Raw genomic sequence first — 26,101 nt, forward strand, 5'->3', positions numbered from 1 at the left:
TTTGCGTATTTTACAGGCGTCTACGCGGGCGGCCAGTTTTTTCGGGAAACACACGTGCAACGGCGCATGCTGCGCCGCACGGTGCGAGAGAAGAACAGCGGAATGGATGGAACGCGGAACCCGCGGCGCGGCAGACAGCGCGCCGCTCACCGGCCCGACGCGCTGGACGCGTGCCTGACGTGCCGCACCAGCAGCGTTTCGCCCTGCTCCGGCACGCGCTCGATGCGGCGATGCTCGCCGGTCGGACCAAAACCGAGCACTTCGTAAAAACGCATCGCGTTGCGGTTCGCGTCGGCGATCCATGCGTAGATCTCGTGTGCGCCGCCGCGCGCGAGCCATTCGCTGGCGGTATCGACGAGCAGCACGCCGCCGCGCAGATGCCGCACGGCCGGCGCCACCCATAGCTCGCAGACGAACGCGCGACGCGCGGCCGAGTCGTCGCAATACGCGTCGATCAGGCCGGCAGGATGGCCTTCGGTATAGAGAATGAACGAGGCTTCGGTAGCGGAGAACGCGTGACGCGCAGCGGTGGCGTCGAACGTGGAGGCATCGGCGGAAAGGGCGTCTTCAAGCGTTTCGCCGAACGCATAGGGAGCTTCGCGCAACGACGCAGTACGAAGTTCGCGGAAAACGGCGCCTTGACTGGCGGTGATACGGCGAACGGTCAGAGACGGAATCATGCAGACAAAAACCCCTTTTGATGCTTTGGCATAGCTTTAACCGAACAGCCGCGCGAGTCAAATCCTTATTTTTCGGATAGACCCGCCAGTGCACGCGCCCGGGCGATGCGCATGGGGCCGGCCAGGTCGCGCGTGACGCTCGCCGGCGTCGTTGCACTGCGTGCGCTCAGGGCGCACTCAGGTTGCATTCAGGGCGACTCGTACGCGCCGGTGCCGTCGGGCCAGGGGGTCAGCAGTTCGTAGCCTTCGTCGGTCACGGCGACCATGTGCTCCCACTGCGCGGACAGCGAGCGATCTTTGGTGACGACCGTCCAGCCATCGGCGAGTACCGACGTGCCCGCGCGGCCCGCGTTGACCATCGGCTCGATCGTGAACACCATGCCCGGCTTGAGCTTCACGCCCTGCCCCGGTTGCCCGTAGTGCAGCACCTGCGGCTCCTCGTGATACACCTTGCCGATGCCATGCCCGCAGTAATCGCGGACGATCGAGAAGCCGGCGCGCTGCGCGACCTGCTGGATCGCGTGGCCGACGTCGCCGAGCGTCGCATTGGGCTTCACCTGACGAATGCCCGCGAGCATTGCCGCGTAGGTCGTGTCGATCAGTTTGCGGCCGACCGTGCTCGGCGTGCCCACGCAATACATGCGGCTCGTGTCGCCGAAGTAGCCGTCGCGGATCACGGCGACGTCGATGTTGACGATGTCGCCGTCCTTGAGGACCTCGCCGCGGCTCGGAATGCCGTGGCACACCACCTGGTTGACCGAAATACACACTGTTTTCGGAAAGCCCATATAGCCGACGTTTGCCGGAATCGCCTTTTGCGTATTGACGATGTAGTCGTTGCAGATCGCGTCGAGCTGCCCGGTGGAGACACCGGCCTTCACGTGTTCGCCGATCATCGCGAGGACGTCGGCGGCGAGGCGGCCGGCGATGCGCAGGCCGGCGAGATCGTCAGGGGTCTTGTAGGTGATGGCCATGATGGAGCGGATCGATAAAGGCGAAATAGCGGTCGGGTACGGGGCACGTGGCACCCGGAGAATGACCGGCAGAGGCGGTCGCTTCGGGTTGTCGATGGGGCAATTGTACAGAGGATGGCCCGCGACCCTCTGCCAGGCGGGCCGCGGCGCTATCCGGCCATGTCGGGTTGACGTTGAAGCCGGTGTGTTGCGCAGGACTTCAGTGTGCGGAATCATGGCCGGACTTCGGGTCATGCCGGCCGTCAAAGGGAGGGGGAATGTTTTCGCATGTTTTCGTCGGGGTCCGCGACTTCGAGCGCGCGTTGCGCTTCTATACGCCGCTCATGGAGCAGCTCGGACTGACGCTCAAATTCTCCGAGCCCGACCGGCCCTGGGCCGGCTGGGTCGCCGCCGGTGCGCCGCGGCCGCTGTTTCTGATCGGCAGTCCGCATAACGGCGCGGCGGCCGCACCGGGCAACGGCAACATGACCGCGTTCCTCGCTGCCGGGCGACCGGACGTCGATCGCTGTCATGCCATCGCACTAGCCCACGGAGGACGCTGCGGCGGCCCGCCCGGACTGCGGCCGCACTACCATCCCGACTACTACGGCGCGTACTTCTACGACCCGGACGGCAACAAGCTCTGTGTCTGCTGTCACGACGCGGTCGAGGGTTGAGATCAGCGCGAAGGCAACGGCAACCGCGGACGGCTAACCAGCGTGACGATCACGTAGCTCATGATCGTCAGCATGAACCACGAGCCCAGCTTGCCGACCGACACCATCGCCCAGCCTTGCAGCTGACTCGGATACAGCCACGCGTGACTGAGCGTGCCGAGGTTTTCGGCAAGCCAGATGAACACGGCGATGAGAAAGAAACCGAGCAGCAGCGGCATCCGGTGATACACCGTACCGATGCGAAAGTAGACCCAGCAGCGGCGAAACGCGATCGCGGCGCACGCCATCAACAGGTAGCGCAGATCGAACCAGTAGTGATGCAGAAAGAAGTTGCCGTAGATCGCAGCCGACAGCGCGAGCGTCACCTTCAACGACGGGTGATGCGAGAAACGCAGATCGAACTCGCGGCACGCACGCGTGATGTAGCTGCCCACCGACGCGTACATGAACCCCGTAAAGAGCGGCACCCCACCGATGCGCAGATACGCGAACTCCGGATAGATCCACGAGCCGACCGCGGTCTTGAACACTTCCATGCCGGTGCCCGCAATGTGAAACAGCAGGATGACCTTCACTTCGTCCCACGTTTCGAGGCCCAGCCGAACCAGCACGATCTGGATCGCAACCGCGGCAAGCGTCAACGCGTCGTAGCGAGGCAGTAGCGCATGCGCGGGATACCAGAGATGCGTCGCGATCAGCAGCGCGACCATCAGCCCGCCGAACAGACAGACCCATGCCTGCTTGATGCCGAATACGAGGAAGGAATGCCAGCCCGTGGCGAGACGACTGCGACCGCGCGATGCGTTCAGCAACCGTGTCGTCAATGCATCGAGCCACGCGCTGGCGCGAGACGGTGTCGGTTCGAGCGGGGTGCTTGTTGACTGCTCCGTCAATTGGACTGCTCCTTCGGGTTGTCCTTGTCGTACTTGCTCCGGCGGTTTCACGTGCTGCGGCCGCCGGCGAGACGTGCCGCCATGCTATACGGAAGTGCCGCGATGTTGGGCCATTCAGGCGACGCATAGGGTTGCCGTCGTGAAATGAAGCACGGGAAACGCAACGGCAAGCGCAGCCCAGGACGGGCCTCCTCCTGGACCACGACAAGTTTTTACGACTACCATAGTCAGCGCTAGCCGCAGACCTGTGACGATGAAGTCGCATTCACGCACGGTCGACATACTGTGAGTGCGGACACGAAACCCGTGCCGGAGACGAGCGTGAATGAGCGCGTCAATGAACACTAGCCCTCTTGCCGGCGAACCCCGACCCATCGAGCTGTGGCGACGCCTCGCGTGGCCCTGGGCCGCGTTCTGGCTGTTGATGCTCGCGGTCGGCATGCAGGAGTCACTGTGGTCCGGCGAGCTGCAATTCTGGCGGACACTCGTCAACACCGTCACATCCGCGCTCGGAGCCACCGTGCTGGTTGCGTTGCAAACGAGGCGCATCAACCGCCGCAATCACCTGCTCAACCAGCCGCTGAAGTGGTTTCTGCGCGCCTGGGCATGGATGCCGTTGCAACTGGTTATTTACGTCGCCAGCATTTATGGGCTGCGTCTCGGCATCTACGCACTGGCTGGCAGCCGGTACCGGCACGGCCCGTGGGGCGAAGTATTCGCGTACGACGCGACGGCATTCGTCGAGTTCTATGTGTTGTTCGGCGGAATTATTTTCGGCGTTCAGTCCTACGGCGCGTGGGCTGCCGAACGAGTGCGTTCCGCGCAGCAGGCGAACCTCGCCCGTCAGGCACAGCTCGCACAGTTGACCCAGCAACTGCAACCGCATTTTCTGTTCAACGCGCTGAACACCATTTCATCGCTGATCCACAGCAACCCCGACTCCGCGGACAGGTTGCTCACGCGGCTCGCGACATTGCTGCGCGCGGCGACCGATGCAAGTCAGCGACCCGAGCAGTCGCTCGCCGACGAACTGACGCTGCTGCACGCCTACGCCGACATCATGACGCAGCGTTTTGCCGATCGCGTGCGGATCACGTGGGACGTCGATGCCACCGCACCGGGTTGCCTCGTGCCCACACTCGGACTTCAGCCGTTGCTCGAGAACTGCTTTCGGCATGTGGTCGAGCGGCGCAGTGCACTGACGCACATCGCGATCCGCGCGCGCCACAACACGGGCACGCTGCAGATAGAAATCGAGGACGACGGCGAGACGCAGTGCCTGCCCGATACCCGCGGCGTCGGTCTCGGCAACCTCGAGGGCCGGCTGCACTCGCTGTACGGCACGCAAGCGAGCCTTGCGTTGCAACTGCGGCCCGGCGGCGGCCTGATCGTGCGAGTGACACTGCCATGCGCGCACTGATCGTCGACGACGAGGCACTCGCTCGCAGCAAGCTGCTGCGCATGCTGCGCGTCTTTCCTGATGTCGAAGTAGTCGGCGAAGCCGCCGATGGCGCGACGGCGTTGACGCTCGCCGAGCAGTTGCGTCCGGACGTGATCTTCCTCGATGTGCAGATGCCGGAAGTCGACGGTTTCGATGTGGCGGCGTCCTTACCGGACGACGCGCCGGCGCTGGTATTCGTAACCGCGTTCGATCAGTACGCGTTGCGCGCCTTCGATGCCCAGGCCATCGACTATCTGTTGAAACCCGTCGAACCAGAACGCCTGGCGCGCACAGTGCAGCGCTTGCGTGCATCGGTTCGCGCGACCACACGGCCGAGCATCGGTGTGCCCACACAGTTGATGATCGCCGACCGCGGGCAGACGCACGTCGTGCGCTGCGCGGACATCGAATGGCTGGAAGCCGCCGACAACTACGTCAACATCCATCTGCCAGGGCGAAGCCTGCTGATGCGCCGTACGCTGACCGCGCTGCTCAACGATCTCAATCCGATGTTCGTCCGCACCCATCGCGGCGCCGCCGTAGCGCTGGCCGCCGTGCTTGCCGTGCGACCGGAGGGCAAGGGCGACGCGACCATCGTTTTACGCAGCGGCGCCGAAGTGCCATGCAGCCGGCAGCATCGCGCGACACTGGTACAGCGCCTGCAGCAATAACGCAGTTCGTCCGATCCACCCCGCATCAGACCCAACTCGTCCCAGATCGATTGTCGCGTTCGCGATGCCGAATTACGCTGGCCAGCATCTCATAGGGATGCTCCGGTCATGACTGTCCTGTTCACCATACTGAGGTTCGCCGTCGCACTGATTCTCGTGTCATCGTTGACCGAGGCCCTGGTACTTTCGGTGCGGCGCAGCTGGCGCGATTACGACTGGAAAGCGGCCGGCGTATCGGTGGTTGACATGCTGGTTCGCGAGTATCCGTTGAACTGGTTGCTACCACTTGCGTTCTGGGGCGACGCCATGGGCTGGTTCTGGCGCCACAGGCTCTGGACTTTGCCGATGCATCATTGGAGCGGCTGGCTCGCGTGCTTCGTCGGTCAGGAATTCTGCTACTACTGCTACCATCGCGCGGCCCACCGGGTGCGCTGGTTCTGGTGTACTCACGCTGTTCATCATTCACCGAATCAACTGAACCTTGCCGTCGCCTACCGTATGGGGTGGACCGGCCGTCTTACGGGCTCGACGCTGTTCTTCGTGCTCGCGCCGCTATTCGGTATGCCACCCAAGGTCGTGCTGACGCTGCTTTCGCTCAACCTGCTCTATCAGTTCTGGCTGCACGTCACGTGGATTCCGCGGCTCGGACCGCTGGAGTGGGTACTCAACACGCCTTCCGCGCATCGCGTGCATCACGCGTCTAACCTCGAGTACCTCGATGGGAACTACGGTGGCGTACTGATCGTGTTCGACCGGTTATTCGGCACGTATATCGCGGAAAGGCGCGACACCCCCTGTCGCTTCGGTCTGGTTCAACCGATGACAACCTATAACCTGCTCACCGTCGAGTTCGATCACTGGCGTGCGTTGTGGCGCGACCTGGTAACGGCGCGTTCGATCCGCGAGGGGCTCGGTTATGCGTTTCGACCGCCTGGCTGGCGCCCCGATGAACGAAGCGAAACCACTGAAGATCTGCGGCGCCGTGCGGGTTTGCAGTTGCTGGGAATGGAACCTCGACAGCGCATTTCTTCGGTTGAGGAGTGAACGGTCGTGCGATCTCGCGGGTCGGTGTAGCGATTCTGCGTGGCACTGGAGCCGTACGCTACGATGATGCAGCGAGTGATGATCGATCTCGCGGCCCCCTATCGTCACTCAAACATCGCCCATGAATATCGACACCCAAAGTCTGCCCACCATCGGTTTGATCGTTCCGCCTGCCGAGGGAAAAGTCCCGGACGACGGTCCGTTGCTCTATCCGGAACGGGCAAGGTTTATCGCGCGAGGCCTGGCGCTCGGCCAGATTTCGCCAGCGGGCTATGAGGCGGTAATCGATTCCGTGGCTGACAGGGCGCGTGCGCTCGCCGACGACGGCGCCCAGGCCATCTCGTTGATGGGCACCTCGCTCAGCTTTTACCGCGGCGCCGCGTTCAACCAGCAACTCGTTGCCGCGATCCACGAGGCCACCGGTTTGCCTGCAACGACGATGAGTCATGCAGTCGTCAGGGCATTGAAAGCGACGGGCGTACGACGCGTGGCACTGGCGACCGCCTACATCGACGATGTCAACGCACGGCTTGCCGCATTCCTGCGAGAAGAAGGATTCGAGGTCACGGCCGTCAAGGGTCTTGCCATGACCGATGTACTTGGCGTGGGCACCGTACCGCCCGAAACACTGATCGATCTGGCGCAAGACGCATTTGCGGAGGATACGTCGGCGCAGGGCGTGTTGATCTCGTGTGGCGGCCTGAAAACGCTCGGCATCATCGACACGCTCGAGGCTCGCCTTGGCGTACCGGTCGTGTCGAGCTCGCCTGCCGGGTTCTGGGACGCGGTCCAGTTGATGGGTGTGAGCCCGGTCGCGCAAGGCTTCGGGCGATTATTCAAGCAACCCGCTGAACCCTCAGTCGGATGAGCACCGGGTTGCGCGCGGCGCCTGGTAACCGGTCACTGTCAGGTCTTTGCTTTCTTGCCTGATATATATCGCATGCGATTTAATCTTATGCGCTTGACAGCAGCCGTCGCTTTCGTCAATATCCATCGCATGCGATTTAATCGCATTTCTTACGAAGATACCGAACCCCCTTCTCTACCAAGGAATCCATCATGACCACGATCGAAAAAGTCATCTTCTCGGGCAAGACCCACACCGTCGTCAACCGCGATCCCGGCGTCCAGCATGGCAACCACGGCGTCGTCGATATCAAGCTGTCAGCGCCGGGCGGTGCGAACCACGAGTTCATCGCCGCCGAACCGCACCCGACCGCCGAGCAGTTGTTTGCCGGCGCCTGGTCGGCGTGTTACATCTCCGCGCTCGGCATCGCGGCGTCGTTGAAGAAGGTCACACTGCCGCCCGATCATTCCGTGGATATCCAGGTCGACGTCGGGCAAACCGGTCCTGCCTGGTTCCTCGGTGCACAGTTCACTGTTCGCATACCTGGTCTGGCGCAGGATGTCGCCGAGGCAATCGCGCGTTCCGCGCATCAAATCTGTCCGTACTCGAAGGCCGTGCACGGCAACATCGACGTCGCGCTGAATGTCATTACGGTGTGACACGCGATGCGCGATAACCGTCGTTGAGCATCCAGTGAGTGAAGCTTGCGTACGCCTGCGCATACTCGTGGGCGTCACGCACCTGCTCTACGGCATCGGCCAGTTCATGCACGCGGGCGTAGTGAGGCATGCGGTTGGTTTCGTAGGCCGATAACGCCGTCGCGAGATCGCCGTGTGTCTGCACGGCGTCGACCAGTACCCGGACGTCTTCGACACCCAGTGTCCCACCCGCCGAGATATGCGGCGACAACGCATGTGCCGCATCGCCGATCAGTGCGACCCGCGCCGATGTCCACCGCGGCAGCGCTGGAACGAACATGATCTGGTTGTGCAGGATTTGCGCTTCCGGCGTCCTCTCGATCAGCTTCGCCAGCCAGTCGTTCCAGCCGTTATCGTTCAGAAGCGCGGCCCGGCGCAGCGCCTCCTCCTTCTTAGTACCGGTAACGGCTGGGCTATCGAACTGATTCACCATCCACACCACCTGGTCGCCATAGGTGCGTACATATCCACCACGCGCACGCTCATGTCCGACAGTCAGGATGGAACCCTCCGCGGGTTCATCGCCTGCTGCAAGCATGCCGCGCCACACGTGGTGACCGCGATGCTCCTGCGCGGTAGAACCGGGAACCAGTTGCGCACGCACGGCAGAGTAAGCACCATCGGCGCCTAACAGCAGATCTGCACGCTCGATGGCTCCGTTGGTAAACGTCACCTTGACGTGGTCCGCTTCTTCCTCGAACGCGAGGATTTTGGTGTTCACACGAATATTGTCCTGACCGACTGCCGCAGCAAGAAGCTGGTTCAGTTGGGGACGCGGGACGAGAAGAAACTGGTGTTCAGCAAGAGCGAAGCCGGGGGCCCGCAAACGGCGCCCACCTGCATCGTAGAACCATGTCTCGACCGATGTACCGATCGCATTGATCGAATCGCCCACACCGACTTCCGAGAACACGTCGAGCGCATTGCGCCACAAACCGATGGCCGCGCCCGCCGCGCGAATTTCCGAAGCCTGCTCGCAGACGAGCACGTCCCAGCCAATCGACTTGAATGCGATACCGGCAGTCAGTCCGACGATACCGCCGCCCGCAATGATGACTCGCATGATCAGGACACTCCTCGCGGTGTTGTCCGGTTACCTGGATCCGGCTACCGCGGCGCCGAACCCACCGGGTGGAATCGCGTGGATTCCTCGTTGATGGATTGACTCTAATTTATGAGCGATCGCTCACATTGGCTACTCGCTTTCTTCTGTTCACTACGACTGTGGTTTGTGGGCTGGTTTTCGCGGTGAAATGGGGTGGATCCGGCTTCGGTTGCATCGGCGTTGGGTCAAGCGCTCACATTTGTCATGCCTCGTAACGCGGTTCACGCTCATTGCCGGCTCCTCGGCTATCCTTGAACCCCGCCGCCGCTGTGGGTGAGTTGCCAAGAAGCGCCGCGAGTCGCGATCGCTGGAACAGGTGTAGCGGCAACCCGAATCGCCAGAGGAAGTGACATGATCATTCGAGACGCACAACTAGATGACGCGAGGGAAATTTCAGTCCTGAGCGGTCAGTTCGGCTGGAATGCCTCAGAAGATGAAATACGGTCTCGCCTCGAGATCGTGCTCGCCAGGTCCGATCACAAGATCTTCGTGTATGAGAGTGACGCCGGAGAGGTTCTCGGATGGATTCACGCGTGCGTCAACGTCATCGTGTCGAGCGGGAAGTATGGTGAGGTTCTCGCTTTTGTGGTTCGCGAGGGAAGCAGAGGCTCGGGGATTGGACGCGAGCTGCTCTTACGCGCCGAGCGGTGGATAGGAGATCATGAAGTGGGCGCGACTTCCATCGTCATACGCTGCAATAACGAGCGGACCCGCACGCATGAGTTCTATATCCAGAACGGCTATAGCAGTACGATGATTGCCCTCAGGAAGACCATCGATCGTTAGGTGGTTTTGTTTCAGATGATTGCGCCACGATCGCGGACAACCGGGTCGCGTGTCCCTCCGTTTCACGGCCGAAGATGTTGGCGACGTTGCTGCAATTCTTCAGTTAACTCCCCCACCGACGTCACGTTCCGAAAATGGTGTCGCCAAAGGCGCGTTCCAAGCCCACCCGTGGGATCCAGCGAGGAGCCTAGCGTCAGATCGGTGACAAGCGTGGGCATCAGCCCGGCGTCGAACAGCACGTAGCCCGCCGCCAGCACGCAGGTTTCCGTCTGCACACCGCAGACCAGAACACGCTGCGGTTTCAGGCTCACCAGATATTCGATTGCCTCCCTCGGTGGCAGATAGCCATGCTTGATGAACACCCGGTCGGCATCGATGAGGCTGTGGTCTTCAGACGGTGGATGCCAGCCGAGTTGCCGTTCGAAGGGTGTGCGATTTTCGTCATGCCGCTCCACCGTTGCAACCGACGGCATCCGCTTCGCCAGAGCGCGAATGCCATCGACGAGTTGATCCGGTGGGTTGAAGGCGGCCTGTACATCGACAACGAGGAGCACCTGACGCATATCGTGGGTCCTTGATGCGGCATCCTGGATGCAAAAGCTCAGCATACGCGGCCGAAACAAAAAGTGCCGGGAAGTTTCTCCCGGCACCTTGTCACTTCATCACGGCTTTAGCTACCGCTGACAGACCTCAATTCGACTGGGTGAACTGAATCGCAGGCGATGTCGAGCTCGACCCAGCGGAAGCGGTGCACTTCCCGATGGTCAGGTTATTGGTTTCGCCGGTGGTGCCGCCATTGCTCGGGCCGACACACGTCGGTGCCGAGTTGGACCCATCAGTCAACGCAACCTTCACGGTCATCGACGAACCCGTGTTGAAGTCGGCGCGCGATCCGCCAGCGTTACCCACGATATTGAATTCCGTCTCGGTCCAGCCATTTGCAATATCCGAGTTGGCATCGGCGGTGGACGAGCTGTAGGCCTCGGTGCCGTAGACGGCGGTTGCCGTATCCGTTCCATTCGAGTTGGCGGTACCCGAGAGCGTCAGGCTTGCGAGGGCCGTGATCGGCAGCTGTTTCGCGATAACGGTAGCAGGACTGTTCTGGTAACAGTCATCCCCGCTCCCACCATTCGAATCGGCCCCCGCATCGGTGTATCCGCTCGGGCAGATGTTGGTGTTGCCGCCATCCACATCCTGACCATAGTTCTCGAGCCAGGTCTGAATGAACACATCGGTCGTCCCGGTCAGTGCCGTGCCCGCCGAGTTCACGTCGTCCGACACCACGATGTACTGTTGCCACGACTGGCAGCCCGAGTAGCCTGCGCAAGCCGCAGAGTTACCGTCCATGTTCGTATTGAGCTGCAACGTGTATTGATTCGCTCCCAGGATGCCGCCACCGCCATACGCTGCCACGCCCGCACCCTTTTCCGTCTTCACGCCGGTGACCGTCGGGAAGCTGCCGACCGCTTCACTGATCAGTTTCCCGGACGGTGCCTCGGCGGAGAAATCGTATCCGCTTCCCACTACCTGCTCGCCAGCATGCTTGACGCCACTCGCTGCGTCCTGCTGCGCGGCATGTGCAGTCTTCCGGCGCGCCGACACGTAACCCGATACCGGGCCGCATTCCACCTTCGACCATTTGAGGTTCGGATATGAAGCGTGATAGCAGCCCTGGGCCTGCGGCGCGAATTGCCTGACGTTTTCACGCCAGCTCTGGTGTGCCTGAGCGTCGGCCTGAACCTGAGCCTGATCGACGAACGTGCTGGCGGTCTCACCTGCGAAGGCGGATGACAGCGGAATGGCACTGATGAAAAGACCTGCACCCACGACAACTGCGGCATGAGCCATGTTACGCGTGGTAAGCAATAACTTCGGTCGCATATGTTTCTCCGGTGGAAGCAACGTGTTGAGGTTTTCGGCGCTGAATGATTCAGCGGAGTTGACTTGCCTGATGGGGTCTTGCGATAAAACTATTCATAGAGCATTGACTTCTCAAGCGGTGGGATTCTTTAAAGACGCTTTCATTCAGATTCTCAAGAAATATTGAATAATGCGAACACTTTCTGGTCATGGTCTTTGGCACATCGGGATATCAGGCAATTGGGTAAGCCGATTGCAGGTTATGCGTGAGGGCACTGCGGAATTTTGGCTGCCGCCCGTCAAGGCGCGCGCATGAGGAGTCCTCAAGGCAGGGGTCCTGTTACGGCAGAAACCGGTTATCCATAGCGGGTAGTCTCCTGCATAGCAACTTGCTCAAGGAAACAAAAACAGAGTGAGATATCGTGATGTTTGAAAATAATTGAATATTGAATTACACAATGCGCATGGCATAAACCAATATTCACTTATTATCGAGATGTAATTTAAAAATTATCATCTCGTAAGCAATACGCTTGTAATGACTGACAACATCAAGAAAGCCATCTCTTGAAGCAAAAGATAGCAATAAAAAAAACAAAGCGTCAAACTTTTTTAGATTTGGGCTAAAAACGTTTGACGCGGTCATGTCATCGGAGCGACTCGCTTCCCGTCGTAACCTGCTGGAGCACCACACCGTACGGACCGCCCACCTCGGTAATGCGCAGTACGCCCGCGTTGGGCGTATCCGGTAGGTTCCAGCGCGAACCGCAGACCCGTAGGGGCACGCGCAAGACAGGATCCTCGAACACGACGCCAAAGTGGCAATTCTTCCAGCCCTGAGTTACCTCATAGCTTGCCCATCCGGTATGGCGCTGGCTTGCCGTGAAGCGCACCAAAGTATCCAACGTCAAGTTCACAACGAGAAAGCCGACCATCGCACCAGGCAAGAGAGAGCGTAGCGCGTGTATCAACGGATTCGCCAGTGGTTTGCGCCAGTCGCGCGCCCACCAGGCGGTGGCCATCGCGGCAGGCAACGCGCCGGCGATGTTGATCCAGAGTACCGGGACGTTCGGCCCCGGGTAAGCGTCGCGCACGAGGATTGCGAGCCAGAAAATCAACGCCACAGTGGCGACAAGGATCGCCGTCACCCGGGTTTCCTGGCGGGTCAGAGCCATATCAGGTTCCCCGTACGCTCAGAACTGCGCGGTGGCCTGAAAACCCACCGTCACACGTGCGGTCCGAAATCCGGAGGGTTTGTAAATCGGTGTGCCCACGAACAGGTCGTACGAAAATCCGCCGACCCGAATCGGGAGACCGCCACGCACACCGATCACGGCGCCGGCTAGTTGCGTGCCTGCCAGAAACGCGGTGCTGGGACCGAACACGTGACCGTAGTCGATGCCCGCGTAGAGCGACTGTCCGGTCTGGCCGATCGGCAACTGAAGTTCGTTTCGCCAGTAGAAGCCGCGCTCCGCTGCGAGCATCGTCTCGCCGTCGAAGCCACGCACGGTGTAGCGGCTACCGATCGTCAGGTCGTCGATGTAGTTCAGCGTGTCGTTGGTGAACTGCCCGTGGAAGGTCGTCACGTATCGCAGATTCTGATTTGCAATCGCGAACGGCACCGACAGGTTCGCATCAAAGACTGCCATGTGAAAACGGTACGTCGGTCCGTCACCCGATGTATCGGGCATTGCACCCAGCCAGCCGATACCCTGCCGGTAGGCAAACGTGCCGTCGAATTGTGCTGAGCCGAAGTAGTGACGATCCGTCAGACCGGCTTCAACGAATGTGTTGTCCCGATGCTGCTGGGGAATCTCCGTGTCTTCGATGAAGCTGGCGCCCCAGCGTTTGGTCAGCTGGAGTTCGATACCGAGTACATCGTCCTGACTGCGACGGATGACACGCTGCAGCTTAAAACCGGTCGTCTGTGCGTTGCCGCTCGACACGAATGTCTGATTCACCCCAGCAATCTGCTGGTAGTACGTGTTCGTGTAGCCAAACAGCGTGCCGGTCCAGTAGCCCCACGGAACCGAATACGAACCGTTCCAGCCGTGCGAGCCGAGGCGTCGGTCGCCGAACTCCAGGTCCTGATTGGCGCCGATATTGAAGATGTCGTTCAGGCCGAGTGGGTTGTCGATGCCGAGACTGAGGTTGCCCTGGAGCCTGCCCGTCGCACGGGTACCGGAGTTGTCGACCGACGCGACGAAGGACCACGGTTTGGTGCGCTCCACATTCAGCAGGACGTCGCTCTCACCGGGAGAATCGGTCGGCACGATCTGCATGTCGACGTCTTGACTGCTCGCGCGCTTCATCTGCTCCAGGCCCTGTTCGAGGTCGCGCAGGTTCAGCAGGTCGCCGTCGCGAGTGGGGAAGGCGGTTTTCCAGGTGCCGCGCAGTTTGTCGTCGGCAAAACGTACACCGCGGATCACACCGGGAACGAGCGCAAGTTTCAGCGTGCCCGATGACAGGTCCTGTTCGGGCACGAGCACACGTGTGGTGACGTAGCCGCGTGACAGGATCACCTGCGACAGGCCCTTGACGATGATGTCTATGCCTTGCTTGCCGACACACTGATTGGCGTAGTGTTCAAGCCACTCGCGCGCGAACGCGAAGCGGTCCTGTGGCAGGGCCGAAGCGCCTTGCGCGCGCACTGGACCGGGCAACGTCGCCGGCACGTCGAGCGCGAAAGACTGGATGCGAAAACAGGGTGTTTCAACAGGCACCGCAGGGAACTCCGCGACCGGAGTTGCGGCAGAGCGAACGGCTGGTGCGTTCACCGTTTGTTCCCGCTCGCGCGCTTCCTGCTGCTGTCGAACCCGCACGTCGTCAGTCGTCGGCAACTGCCTGATCGTGAGTTCTTGGGGTGTGACTTGCGCCCGTACAGCCGTCGCGGTCAAAAGCAGTAACGATGCGGCCATGCCGGTTCTTCGGATTCTTCTTTTCATCCTGTCTCGCGCCCCTTTCAACATACGTTGCATAATTCTCTGAAATAACAACAGATTTCCACAGCAAGGTGGCGATGATATTGCACCAATGTCCAATGCCATGCGCTCAACGAGCAACATCGCCTCTGCGATTGTCATAGACCGAATCGCCGCATCAATAATTTCTCGATCTGGAGATATTTGCTCTTCACAAGAGGACTCACCGGAGATACCTCGTTCCAATGTGTGGATAAAAGATTGGCAATCTGGGTTACGGAAAGCAATACATACTGGAACGACAAATCATTCACTTTGGCGATATCTCCATCGGCACCGGCTTGCTCGATCTGATTACGAATACCTCTGAGCGAAACAATATCAATATCATAACCACTCGCATCTATGCATTTTCGCAGCAGACCAGCCCCATATTTACAGCCATCTGAATTAGTCAACGATATTGATAACGAGGGGTGATAGTATTTTTCGGTTGTAAATTGCAAATCATTTTTCCATCCGAATAGATGATCGACATTTCGTCGTCGACAATCCTCCTCAATCCAATCGCGAATAAAATTGGATCAATGGCCTCTATGCATGAAAAGTATGACTCGATCATTTTCCTCCTCCTTTAATCATTGATGAGTTTACGGGGCCGTACCTATATGTATCGAAATCAAACGAATTTCCCACTCACACTCACCTCCTCTTATCATTCAGTAGTTTTTACAAGATAATCAAGATGACTAGGAAACGTATTAATGATAAATTTTTCATAATGGGACAACTTCACCTGTTTTTCATAGCTGACCCACACCCCCTTAGGCGCGGGCACGATCAACTCCAAAATGTATGAGCCCTCATCATCTTCATACAAGGTATATTGCCAATCAACTTGATGTATGACTTTCACTGTCCGCCCCTTACGGCTAGTGGCTTCACTGCTGACAATGCGATTCGTCGTTCACATTTCAGTATCTCGCTTAAACCATGGACCGAATCGCTTCGGTTCATCGCTTAGCATTCCAGCCTTATGGAGCCAACGAGGAAGATATTTTGCAAATACAATCAATAAAACAATAAACAATGGAAGACCAACAGCAAATACAGAGATATTGTCACTCAAACCGACCACCTTTCTGCATATGCCTATCACAATGACTGAATAAAACCCAGCGCATCCAACTGATATGCCGCCAACAGCACCTACTATTTGCACAACTGCGTACAGACGTCTCCAGTTCATTTCGAATCTCCGGTATGACGGATTCTTAGTCAACGGAACAGTATCCGAAGATTTGCATTCAACGCAGCCAATATTGCCATCGGAATTACGTGTCATTATATCGACACGAATGTGCGCGCCATCGTTTGTCTTTAGCATAATTCATGCCAGAAGCCGAAACCGTAAGCCAACGACTCAGCAGACGGAAATAAACGGCACCTACAAACAGCAAACCCGGCCAATGCCAGATTTGCCGCTTGCGAAACTTTAGCTGCTTTTGATCAGTTCGAGTCCAATCTCCAGTTTTTGTCGAACGTCACGCGAATGCCGCTTCTCCCGATAAGCACCAACGTCTAAGATTTTTAGCAACGGAGGATTCGCCTCTGCATAATTACTTCGTGGAATTTCAATTTCCGCGATGTCAGTTCGGCTCACAAGAACCCAGTAAATATCCTCTGCCTGTTCTGGTATCCAATGCACCACAAAGGCATGACTCAGTTTTGGGAAGAAGCGGCGCAAAGCCCCGCCCAAAGCATCGGCCTCATTACCAGCAAGCAAGCTTGCGGAACTTTGAAGCAAATCCTGCCGAATTGCTTCTACTGCCTTCTGTTTACCTGTACTCATTTCAATTTCCCAGGGAAAGCGCTTACAAGATTCCCGTACTTATCCGTCATGACAGTCATTACGGATGTAGATTGACCATTGTTGAACTTGTCTGTCCCAATGGGACTCCCAACATCGACTTCTCTAATATATCTAATTCCTTGCGCGCTTTGCACTTCTCGGGTAATCGGAGTAGATACCGTTTTCGGATCCTGCAACAGGTTAAGAACATCGCTCTGACTAATAGTGAACTGACTCGCGTTGACAGTCGGATCAAGGTGGCGATCAACCAAATGGTTTACACCGTCATTATCCAGATTGATGCGTGACTGCGCTCTTCCCGGTGGATTAACGCCGTCAGACGCCGACTGCTGGGAGTTGCCGTCGCCACCACCATCAGCGATCGTCGCCGTGCCCGGTACATACCCCGGCGCACCCAGCGCGGCGTCCACCGCGTGTCCGGCAGCCGGATTCACCAGCACCGCTCCCGGACTCGAAGTTGGCGGTTCCCTCCCTCCCGCGCCGACCACAGCGTTCAGCCCGTTCGCGACACCCTGGGCTGCGAGGTCCGTCGGAGGTTCAGATAGCTTGACCTGAGCATCGTGCTTCATCAGCGCAACAAACTGGTCGCCCAGTGATGTCAACGTACTACCCAGCGTACTGAGCGGACTGTCCGACCACTTGCTGAAACGGTCGAGGAACTCGTTTCCGGTTCCACCCTTGCCATCGCCGTTGCCTGTGCTGCGGTTATACAGGTCCGCATTTGATGAAGTGAACGCACCCGTGGTACCGCCAACCAGTGCACCGCCTGCACCTGCCAGCACGTTTGACACGATGTTGCCCGCGAGCATGGAGCCCGTTGTGCCACCAATCGTATCGGCAATCCGGTTCAGGTTTCCGGCCAGCGCAGCTGACACGCCAGCGCCTGCCGCACCCTGCGCAGCCGAACCGATACTACCGCCGCCGAGACCCGCGACAAGGGCACCGCCCCCAACGTGCAGCGCAACCCGATTGGTGCCACCCTCGGCCCACGAGTCTGCCTCCGCCTGATACTGCGCTGCCAGATCGGGCCGGTTGGCGTCCTTGGCCGCATTTGCCGCGTCCTGAGCCTGCTTTTCCTTCCCGTCCGCATACGCCCCGATCCCCTGCGCCACAACCTGACCAGCCGCCTGTGCCGCATTCATCGTGTCGGATTGAGCCGACAGCATGTTGTTGATGTCCGGCGTCTTCGACACGGTGCCGTTCAGGTTTGACGTGTCGCGATTCAGGCTCGCTACATCCTGTGTCTGGCCCGCCCCGTTCGTGACGTTGATCGCGCCCGCACTGATGGCACTTTTCGTCGTCGCGCTCTGGTCACCGTTCGAATCCAGGAACATCATCGGCACTATGCCGCCCGATCCGGGAACCGAGGCCGGTCCTGTCGCCTTGCCGGTAACACCAACACCGGCACCCGCACTGAACCCACCACTCGCCGCACTGTAGTGCGACTGGTTCTGGATATCGCTGAAGGAGAGCGTGCCCGTCGTCAGGCTGTTTTTCGAAGCATCCGCCGTGCTTGCAATCTCCGCGCCCTTAAGGTCCGTGTTGCCCTTCACGTTGATGTCGAACCCACCCTTACCGGCCTGGATACCCGCCTGCTCGTTCACCCCGGCGTAGTTCGCATCAGCGTGACCGTTCTGCGCGCTGAAGCTCAGATTGCCGCCACCCTGGCTGATGCCGAATCCGCCGCCTGCGCTCGACTGATGCGCGGCACTCACGGTCGTATCCTGCACGCTTGCGAGGTTCAGGTTGCCGCCCACATCGGCCGCTACGTGATTGCCGCTCACGTTCGCACCGACGATGTTCGTGTCGCCCCCTGAGGTGATCGACACGTTGTTCGCCGCAGTAACGTGCGTATTGTTCTGCATCGCCGCATCGGAATTCGCGTCCCCATGCGCATTCGACATCGACGCGGACACACCAAAACCCTGCGTGGTGAGCGACACACCCACGCTTGAACTGCTCGAACTGTTCGAACTGCGCGTCGAGTCGGTGTTCGTCGTGTTGACGAGATTCACCTGGTTCTTCGCAGTCAGCGCGACGTTGTTTCCGCTCACGTCCGAACCCGCAATGGTGATGTTGCCATTGCCCGGCGCGCTCGCGTTGTCACCGCCCCCGGTCGCCGTGAAACTCGTCGTGCCGCCTGCCTTCACGGTCGAACCCGTCTGCGTCGTCTGATCCTCGCTGGAGGTGCTTTTGCTCTGGCTCGTGCCGAAGCTCAACTGGACGCCAACGCTCGGGTTCTTTACCAGCGATCCGCCTGTCATGCCTGCAACAGCCATCGCAGCATCGCCCGCCGCTGCGATACCGTGCAGCGCTTTCGCACGCGCATCGCCCGCACCGCTACTGATAGCCTGCGACTGCTGGATCGAGCCGTTGATCGCATCGCCAATGCTACCCGCGAGCCCGAGCGTGAAACCGCTCGTCTTCGTTTCCTGCGTCTCGTCGTGGTGACTGGTACCGGTCGCCGCGTCAATCGTGACCGTCGCCGCCTTGCCCGTCACATCCTGCGCCGCAATCACCTGGCTGCCCGTGATGTGCAGCGTGTCGCCCGCCGTCATCGCCACGCTGCCGTTCGTGCTGCCCACGAGACTGCCGTTCTGCGTCACCGAGCTGTCGTGCGTCGTTACCTTCGTGTCGCTCGCGCCGTACGAGATGCCTGCACCGCCGGTTCCACCCAGGCCCGATGTCTTCTCTTCGTGGAAACTGCTGCTCTGGCTCGTGTCCTGCGTCGTCGTGATGTTCAGGTTGTGACCGGCCGCCAGCGCCATGTCGTTAGTCGAAGCGACGGTCGAACCGGCGATCGTCAGGTCGTGGCCTGCAATCGCCCCTACCGTGTCGCCCGAGACCGTCGATCCAACGGAATTCACCTGATGCGAGGACGTCTGGTTGGTGGTCTTGTCGCTCGACAGGAAGCCGGAGCGATTCACCTGTTCCCAGCTCTGCGAATCGTGCGTTTCGCTGACCGCACCGACGTTGATGTCACCGGTAGCCGCCAGCGTCGTGGCCCCGCCGCTCGTGGTGCCGTTCGCCTGCGTCGAGCCTGTCGTCGCGCTCGAACCGAGCAGGCTAAGATTGCCGCCGCCTTTCGGCGCATCGGATGCTACGCCAACGCCATACTGCGATAGCAGTGCGCCAGCCGTGCCCGTCTGGCCCGCGCCAAGCGTCAGGTTGTTCCCGGAATTTACGTTGCTGCCCTGTACCGTCTCGTCGTAGCTCGACGCCGTATGCTTCGCTTCGCTGCCGCCGAGCGATTGCCCGTTGTACGAGGTGGTATCGTGTGCGGCCGTGACCGTGAGATTGTTGCCGGCAATCATCGATGCGTCGCCACCGGCTTTCACGGTGGTACCGATGAGGGTGGTATCCCCGCCTGAAACCGTTGTCAGGTTGCCGCCCGTCGTGATCGTGCTACCGACATTCTGTGTGGTCGTCGTATGGCCGCCGTTCAGCCCGTCGGTGGTCCCAGCATCCTGCTTCGCGGTGAGCGTCGTCGTGCCGGCGTTGATGTTGCGCCCCGCACCTATCGTCGCATCGCCCCCGGTCTGGATCGATGCGCCTGTCAGGTTCACATCACGGCCTGCCAGCACGACCGCATTGCTCGACGCAGAGATCGTCCCGGTCGCGACTGTGCCCTGCGAGCTTGCCGACGAGGTGAAGCCGCTTTCGTGCAGCGTCTGCGACACACTGGTGGTCTGTGTCTCATTGATCACGTCGCGACCGGCCTGTACTACCGTATCGACACCACCAATCTGCCCGCTTGTGTTGCGCACATCCTGCAGCGCCGCAACCATCGTTGTGCCGCCGCTGCCGATCACACCGCTGTTGACAATGTTGTTGCCTAGCACTGCCGTCGCCACATCGCCGACGATGTGACCGCTGTTGTTGACGTTACCGGTGGCATTGAGGCTCACCGAATTACCCGCAACGATCGCGCCGCTGTGCTGCAGGTCAACCGTGTCGCCCTTCGCCAGATAGACCGTCGGGACCAGCACTGTCTGCTGCGAGCCGTTCGGCAGTGTGACGGTCTGCGACACCAGCCACACCATATCGGTCGTGAGCTGCTGCATCTGCGCACCGGTCAGTGCGATGCCAGGTGTGAGACCGAACTCCTTGCTATAGCTGACACCATTGTTCATCAGCGCCGTGTACTCGTCCATGTTGTCGGAGTAGCCCGCGAGGAACGTGCGGCCGGTGAGTTGCGTCACCTGGTTCATCACCAGGTTCTGCTCATAGGAACCGTCGCCCAGGCGCTTTTCTGTGGTCTGCGGGTTCAGCCCCAGTGCCGAAAGCATGTAATCGCTGGAGATGAACTTGCTGTAGCTCGTCAAACGCGGATCGGTTGCAACCAGGTACGTCGTACCTGGAGCCGTCTGATACGTGTACAGGCCGTTGACCGGCAGCTTCAGGTTCGGGACGCCCCCCGACACGCCACCCAACGTCTGCGGGCGCACCGTCAACCCGCCCACGCCGGTCGCTGTATTCACACCCGCCGTCTGTCCGTTCACGCCGCCGAGCTGTGTACCCGTTGCGTCGCCGCCTGTCACACCTGAGCCGGTAACCGTCTGGCCAAGACGGTTCACGCTGGTGATGTTGATGTCCTGCGCGGTTGTCTGCACCGACCCGTTGGGGGTCGCAAGCGCGGGCAGCGCCGTCACCGTGGATTCGCTTTGCGTGATGCCGTCATCGACGACCTTCGTGTCGGTGCTGCTGCCCGTCTTCTGGTGCCAGTAGTAGGTCGACTGGCTGTCCGACGTAACGGCCTGCTGCAGCACGGTGCCCGTGTCGTTCACGCTGCCACCGTTCGCGCGTCGTACCAGATCGCCGCCCGCCGTCATCGTGGACGACTGGTTATTGACGCTGCCGCCGTCCGCGTTGATGCGGATCGCGCCCTGTGCCTGGATGACCGCCTGCGTGCCCGCGTTCAGCAACTGATCCGTCGTGGTGGTCGTAGTCGACGTGCGCGACATCTCCACGTAATCGTGGTTGTCCGAACCCAGGTCGGTGCGAACCTTGACCTGGGTTGGATTGATATTCGTATTCGGGTTGTAGTCCGGATAGAACGTAATCGAGTAGGTACCGTTGCCGTTATCCGTGATGCTGTTGTAGTACTGCGTCGCATTGTTCGTGATGGTGCGCGTCTGCGGGGTGCGAACCTGGAAGCACGTGTTATTGCATTGCTCAGTAGTCGGGCTGTCTGCGTCCGTGTAGGTGTCGGTCAGCGGGGTTGTCAGCGAAAACGTCTTTGTCGTCGCGTTCAGGTTCGTCACCTGCGACGCCGTCAAGGTCACGGTGAGGGGCTTCGCCAGGGTACCGACCGACGCCGCACCGATTGCACCGGCGTTGAATTTCCACTGCGGGTAGGTCTGGCTCTGGTAATCACCGAGGTCGCCGACCGGGATGCCCGCCGTCCAGAACGTAAGCGTCGTGGAGCCGGTGGTCTGCGGGGTGCCCGCCTGCGTCACCACGCCGGTGCGCAGGTTGTTGACCGTATGGGCGGCGATGTCGATGTCGCCCACGGCCTGGATGCTGGCAGCACTGTTGGTTAGCGTCCCAGTCTGGTCCGCGAGCATCCCCGAGCTATCGCGCGTGCCATCCTTCGCGATCTGGAGATTGCCGCCGCTGTAGATCAGCGCACCATCCTGATTGGTCACCGAGTTCGACGCGTAGATGGCCAGATTCTGCGCGGCCGCGATCGCTGCCGCCGCGCCGCTGTTCTGCACGTCGGTCGCGTTGACCTGGACGGTATTCCCGATCACCGTGCCCGTGTTCGCGAGCGTCGCGCTGTTCGTCGTGACCGAATTGCCCTCGATGCGACCTGCGTTGGTGAGCGTGCCCGCAGCATTGACCGTGGTTGATGCCGAGTTGATGTCTGCACCGGCCGCGTTGATCACGTTTGCGCCGCTGGCTGTCAGTGCGCCGGTCGCAGCAAGCGTACCGCTGTTGGTCAGGGTTCCGGTCGCTGACACGCTAAGGTTGCCGTCTGCGTGCAGGTTGTTAGCCGCGCCGTTGGTATAGTCGCCCGCAACATTGAGCGACAGGTTCCGACCGGCCGTCATACCTCCATCGCCGCTTGCAGCACCGCTCACCGTGATGTCGCGGTTCGCATTGATTGCGCCGCCCGCGTTCGAGAGCGATGCGACCTGCATCGACACATCCTGACCACCCTCCAGCTTGCCGCCATCGTTCGTGACCGTGGCACCGGGCTGGTTCAGATTCAACGCCGTGCCGCCATAGATCGTGCCGCCTGCGTTGTTGATGTTGCTGGTAACGTTCAGGTTCGCAGCGCCAGCCGCCACGAGATTTGCGTTCGCGTTGTTGGCAAGTGTCTGCGCATTGAGCGTCACGTCTCCGTTGCCACCCATCGTGCCGCCAGTGTTCGTGATTCCGGTGGTAGCCGTGATGGTGGTCACGCCATCGCCGCTGCTTGCGAGTTTGCCCGACGTATTGTCGATGCTGGAGCCCGAGACGGCCATCGTACTGTGGGCGCCGTTGGCCGAGACTGTGCCGTTCGTATTCGAGAGCGCACCGCCTGCTGTCACCGACAGGTTGCCACCGGTCTGCGTGGAACCCGAACTGTTATCGAGCGCGCCTTGGGTCGTTGCGGTCAGACCCGTCTTGCCGTAGAGGGTACCTCCGTGGTTCGTGAGTCCAGTGGTTGCGTTGACCTGCGCCACACCCTGTGCGGACACAGTGCCTTTCGTGTTGTCGAGGCTTGCCGACTTCGAGGTGAGCGCACCATTGGTCGCGATCTGTCCGCCCACATTCGACAGCGCGCCGGGCGTGGTTACGGCAAGTGATCCGGTGCCCGCGTGCTGGATCGATCCGCTATCGTTCGTGATGGCCTGCGCCGAGACGGTCAGGTTCGTCGCGTTCGTCGCGATGGTGCCACCGGTGTTATCAATCGTGCCTCCCGCCGACACTGTCTGATCCACGTTGCCGAACTGCTGGATATGGCCACCACGATTAGCGAGATTTCCGGTAGTGGAGAGGACAAGCTGATCGCCTTCGATCGTGCCGTTCGTGTCGTCGACCGACGAGGCCGACACCGTGGCGATCGCGCCCGACAGTGTGCCGCTCTGGTTGCCGAGCGCGCCCGTCACAGTCGCATTGAGATTGCCAGCGGCGGCAATGCTGCCGGCATGGTTGTCGAGCGACTGCGCGGTCACCGTTGCGTTGCCCTTCGCGCTCATCTGCCCCTGGTTCGACACTGCGCCACCGGTCACCTTGAGCGCGCCGTTCGTGACTACCTTGCCGCCCGTGTTCGAGACGGTTCCGGTCGTGCCGACGTCGAGCGTACCTGTGCCAGCGTGCTGGATCGATCCGCTGTCGTTCGTCAGCGACTGCGCAGACACGGTCAGGTTCGTCGCGTTGGAGGTAATCGTGCCACCCGTGTTGTCCAGCGTGCCGCCGGCCGAAACTCGCTGGTCCGTGTTGCTGTACTGGGTGATGTGACCGCCACGATTGACAAGATTTCCGGTCGCAGAGAGTGCGAGCTGGTCGCCCTCGATCGTGCCGTTCGTATCGTCGACCGATGCCGCCGACACCGTCGTCGCGGAACCCGAGAGCGTACCGCTCTGGTTATTGAGTGCTCCACCAATCGTCGTACCGAGGCTGCCACCTGCGACGATGCTGCCAGCGTGATTGTCCAGTGACTGGGCGCGCACGATCGCGTTGCCAGTCGCATTGATCTGCGCCTGGTTAGAGATCGAACCTGCCGATACATTAAGCGCGCCGTTGCTACCGATCACGCCACCGGTCGTACCTGCTCCCGTGGTACCCGCCGCGTTTACCAGCGCACCGGACGTGGTGATGTCCAGCGTCCCCGGTGCACCAGTGCCAAGCGACACGACTCGACCGGCCGTGTTATCGAGCGAGGCCGCGTTGATGGTTTCGTTTCCGGCTGCCTGGATGATCCCCTGACGGTTGTTCACCGTGCCGCCCGTATTCACGTTCAGCGTGGACTGCGAGACAAACTGACCGCCCTGATTCGACAGGGCACCGGCTGCGATTGTTTGCGCACCGGATGAAGACAGCACACCGCTATCGTTCGTGAGCGTGCCGTGTGCCTGGGCCGACAGCGTGCCACCTGCCGTGGTCGTCGCACCGGCAAGTGTCAGGTCACCCGCGCTTGCCAGCAAGGTCACATTGCCGTTCGCCGAGGTCTGACTGCTCGCGAGATTCAGAGCCGCGCCTGTCAGCGTAGCGCTGCCACCGGCCGCATTGTGGCCGGTCGCGGACAAAGCACCCGAGGAAGTCACATTCAGGTCACCCGATTTCGCAATCGAGCCATCAGCATTGATGCCCCCACCCAGCGTGCCGGTTGATGCAACACTGCCTGCATTGAGTGTGGTGTTCTGCTGTGCAGCGAGCGTGCCGCTGTTCGTCAGCGCCCCGGACGTGGAAACGGAGACATTCTGCTGACCGTAGGTCGTGCCGCTGTTGTCGACGCCACCCGCGGCAGACACGGAGAGATTGCCGCTCGCGTTGGTCTTGCCGGTGAGTACCAGCTTGCCCTGCGTCGTGAGTGTCAGGTCACCTGCCTGCGCGGCAATTACCCCCGCGTTCGAAACACCGACGCCGTTTTCTGTGCCGACCAGCGTGATGCGATTGGCGTACATGCCGCCCAGTTGACTGACGTCGATCGACACGCCGGGCGCTGCCCCACTGCCCGCAATCGGAGTAGCCGCAAGCGTGTCGTGCTTAACCTGATTCGTGCCTGCCACCACGTTCAGCGTATTCGCGTAGATCGCCGCATTGGCCTGTACGGCGCGCGCGATCAGGTCCACCTGATCTGTGTTTGTTGCGTTCAGCCCCGCGCCCTGCACGGTGACCTGACCGCCGGTGACGTTGAAGCCAGTGAGGTTCCCGTTCGCACCGATGAGCGGAGAGCCCGTTGTGAGAATCGCCCGTGATGTGTTGATAAAACCGCCACCGTCAACAACCAGACCAGAAGAGTTGGCGATGATGACTTCCGCCCTGCGCCCGGCAACCTCGACGTACCCTCTCAGTTGCGAAGGATTGTTGCTGTTCACCTGGTTGACGATGATCGATGCGGACTGGCCCGGCTGGAAATTCGGGTTGCCGTTGATGTATCCCGCCTGCTGGGTGTTGACGATCGTGGGCGAGTTATTCAGGATCGCGCCCGGCTTCTGAACGTCGAACTGGCCGTACGTGTTCATCGACACGCCCGCTCCGGACGGTCTGTTCACGTTCACCTGCGGCAGGCCGTTCTGTGTCTGAACCACTGACGGCGCGTGCGCGCCGCCCGGCACGATCTGCGCGTGGGCGACCGGAGTCGTGACTGGGATTACACCCGCGAGCATCAGCGCGCCGAAGGCGGCATGACGCAGTGCCAGGCGCGCGATGGTTCGCCGACTGTTTGGACGTGAATGCCCGACAGTGGTTTCTCCCTGATTCGCCTTGCCGGAGCCAGCCGCAGTTTCCTCAACAGCGACAAGCATCCCCCGGAGCCTGCTGAATATCAGGCGGTAGGTCTGTTTATTCATTTTTATTTGTACGATGGAACTGATTTAAGGCACAAAAATACCTGCTATTTCCGGCAAATGAAAGTTAAGCATCGTTAGATATCGCTCAGTATGCATATCGCATTATTCAGCGCACCGACTACCGGGATACCTGAGGGCCAACTGGATCA

The 26,101-nt window shown here is 60.3% G+C and carries 19 protein-coding genes; 7 read left to right on the top strand and 12 right to left on the bottom strand.

From position 1 onward, the window contains the following. Positions 1-146: 146 nt before the first annotated feature. Together BWP39_RS05390 and map are read right to left on the bottom strand one after the other, a co-directional pair. Positions 147-680, bottom strand: a complete 534-nt coding sequence (locus BWP39_RS05390; protein WP_096717580.1) for a GNAT family N-acetyltransferase — start codon at positions 678-680, stop codon at positions 147-149. Positions 681-868: 188 nt separating this feature from the next. Then, complete coding sequence (gene map / locus BWP39_RS05395; protein WP_096717582.1) at positions 869-1,654, bottom strand: type I methionyl aminopeptidase; 786 nt, start codon at positions 1,652-1,654, stop codon at positions 869-871. Between the two features lie 257 nt (positions 1,655-1,911). On the opposite strand from map, the gene BWP39_RS05400 reads away from it, so the two are divergent. Beyond that, complete coding sequence (locus BWP39_RS05400) at positions 1,912-2,310, top strand: VOC family protein (protein ID WP_096717584.1); 399 nt, start codon at positions 1,912-1,914, stop codon at positions 2,308-2,310. A 2-nt stretch (positions 2,311-2,312) separates the two neighbouring features. On the opposite strand, the gene BWP39_RS05405 is transcribed toward BWP39_RS05400, so the two are convergent. After that, on the bottom strand, positions 2,313-3,203 hold the full coding sequence (locus BWP39_RS05405; protein ID WP_207556599.1) for a DUF817 domain-containing protein: 891 nt from the start codon (positions 3,201-3,203) through the stop codon (positions 2,313-2,315). A gap of 337 nt (positions 3,204-3,540) precedes the next feature. On the opposite strand from BWP39_RS05405, the gene BWP39_RS05410 reads away from it, so the two are divergent. The 5 genes from BWP39_RS05410 to BWP39_RS05430 all read left to right on the top strand — a co-directional run bounded on the left by BWP39_RS05410 (position 3,541) and on the right by BWP39_RS05430 (position 7,865). Next, positions 3,541-4,623, top strand: coding sequence for a sensor histidine kinase (locus BWP39_RS05410; protein WP_096717586.1), 1,083 nt, complete (start codon positions 3,541-3,543; stop codon positions 4,621-4,623). After that, positions 4,611-5,315: a LytR/AlgR family response regulator transcription factor gene (locus BWP39_RS05415; RefSeq protein WP_096717588.1), complete on the top strand. Its 705-nt coding sequence runs from the start codon at positions 4,611-4,613 to the stop codon at positions 5,313-5,315. The genes BWP39_RS05410 and BWP39_RS05415 overlap by 13 nt, the downstream gene beginning before the upstream one ends. A gap of 108 nt (positions 5,316-5,423) precedes the next feature. Continuing rightward, complete coding sequence (locus tag BWP39_RS05420; protein ID WP_096717590.1) at positions 5,424-6,359, top strand: sterol desaturase family protein; 936 nt, start codon at positions 5,424-5,426, stop codon at positions 6,357-6,359. Between the two features lie 121 nt (positions 6,360-6,480). After that, the gene (locus BWP39_RS05425) at positions 6,481-7,227 is read left to right on the top strand and encodes an arylmalonate decarboxylase (RefSeq protein ID WP_096717592.1); all 747 of its coding nucleotides are present in this window, start codon (positions 6,481-6,483) and stop codon (positions 7,225-7,227) included. Positions 7,228-7,418: 191 nt separating this feature from the next. Next, the gene (locus BWP39_RS05430) at positions 7,419-7,865 is read left to right on the top strand and encodes an Ohr family peroxiredoxin (protein ID WP_096717594.1); all 447 of its coding nucleotides are present in this window, start codon (positions 7,419-7,421) and stop codon (positions 7,863-7,865) included. Here BWP39_RS05430 and BWP39_RS05435 read toward each other — a convergent pair. Further along, the gene (locus tag BWP39_RS05435) at positions 7,855-8,967 is read right to left on the bottom strand and encodes an FAD-dependent oxidoreductase (RefSeq protein ID WP_096717596.1); all 1,113 of its coding nucleotides are present in this window, start codon (positions 8,965-8,967) and stop codon (positions 7,855-7,857) included. The two genes, BWP39_RS05430 and BWP39_RS05435, sit on opposite strands and share 11 nt — an antisense overlap. A gap of 393 nt (positions 8,968-9,360) precedes the next feature. On the opposite strand from BWP39_RS05435, the gene BWP39_RS05440 reads away from it, so the two are divergent. After that, positions 9,361-9,795: a GNAT family N-acetyltransferase gene (locus tag BWP39_RS05440; RefSeq protein WP_096717598.1), complete on the top strand. Its 435-nt coding sequence runs from the start codon at positions 9,361-9,363 to the stop codon at positions 9,793-9,795. Between the two features lie 62 nt (positions 9,796-9,857). Here BWP39_RS05440 and BWP39_RS05445 read toward each other — a convergent pair whose 3' ends face one another. The 8 genes from BWP39_RS05445 to BWP39_RS05470 all read right to left on the bottom strand — a co-directional run bounded on the left by BWP39_RS05445 (position 9,858) and on the right by BWP39_RS05470 (position 25,907). After that, positions 9,858-10,358, bottom strand: coding sequence for a cysteine hydrolase family protein (locus tag BWP39_RS05445; protein WP_096717600.1), 501 nt, complete (start codon positions 10,356-10,358; stop codon positions 9,858-9,860). A gap of 127 nt (positions 10,359-10,485) precedes the next feature. Continuing rightward, a complete protein-coding gene (locus tag BWP39_RS05450) occupies positions 10,486-11,676 on the bottom strand; it encodes a hypothetical protein (RefSeq protein WP_096717602.1) in 1,191 nt (396 codons plus the stop codon). A gap of 626 nt (positions 11,677-12,302) precedes the next feature. Beyond that, positions 12,303-12,830 carry a hypothetical protein gene (locus tag BWP39_RS05455; RefSeq protein WP_096717604.1) on the bottom strand — a complete coding sequence of 176 codons (528 nt, stop codon included), beginning with the start codon at positions 12,828-12,830 and terminating at the stop codon, positions 12,303-12,305. 18 nt (positions 12,831-12,848) lie between these two features. After that, the gene (locus tag BWP39_RS05460; protein ID WP_096717606.1) at positions 12,849-14,600 is read right to left on the bottom strand and encodes a ShlB/FhaC/HecB family hemolysin secretion/activation protein; all 1,752 of its coding nucleotides are present in this window, start codon (positions 14,598-14,600) and stop codon (positions 12,849-12,851) included. A 134-nt stretch (positions 14,601-14,734) separates the two neighbouring features. After that, a complete protein-coding gene (locus BWP39_RS31420; RefSeq protein WP_133116826.1) occupies positions 14,735-15,082 on the bottom strand; it encodes a hypothetical protein in 348 nt (115 codons plus the stop codon). Positions 15,083-15,543: 461 nt separating this feature from the next. Further along, the gene (locus BWP39_RS31425) at positions 15,544-15,825 is read right to left on the bottom strand and encodes a hypothetical protein (protein WP_133116827.1); all 282 of its coding nucleotides are present in this window, start codon (positions 15,823-15,825) and stop codon (positions 15,544-15,546) included. 246 nt (positions 15,826-16,071) lie between these two features. Next, positions 16,072-16,428, bottom strand: coding sequence for a hypothetical protein (locus BWP39_RS05465; protein ID WP_096717608.1), 357 nt, complete (start codon positions 16,426-16,428; stop codon positions 16,072-16,074). After that, positions 16,425-25,907, bottom strand: coding sequence for a hemagglutinin repeat-containing protein (locus BWP39_RS05470; RefSeq protein ID WP_235851374.1), 9,483 nt, complete (start codon positions 25,905-25,907; stop codon positions 16,425-16,427). The genes BWP39_RS05465 and BWP39_RS05470 overlap by 4 nt, the downstream gene beginning before the upstream one ends. Positions 25,908-26,101 lie beyond the last annotated feature (194 nt).

The sequence above is a fragment of the Paraburkholderia acidicola genome (assembly GCF_002362315.1).
Classification (GTDB): domain Bacteria; phylum Pseudomonadota; class Gammaproteobacteria; order Burkholderiales; family Burkholderiaceae; genus Paraburkholderia; species Paraburkholderia acidicola.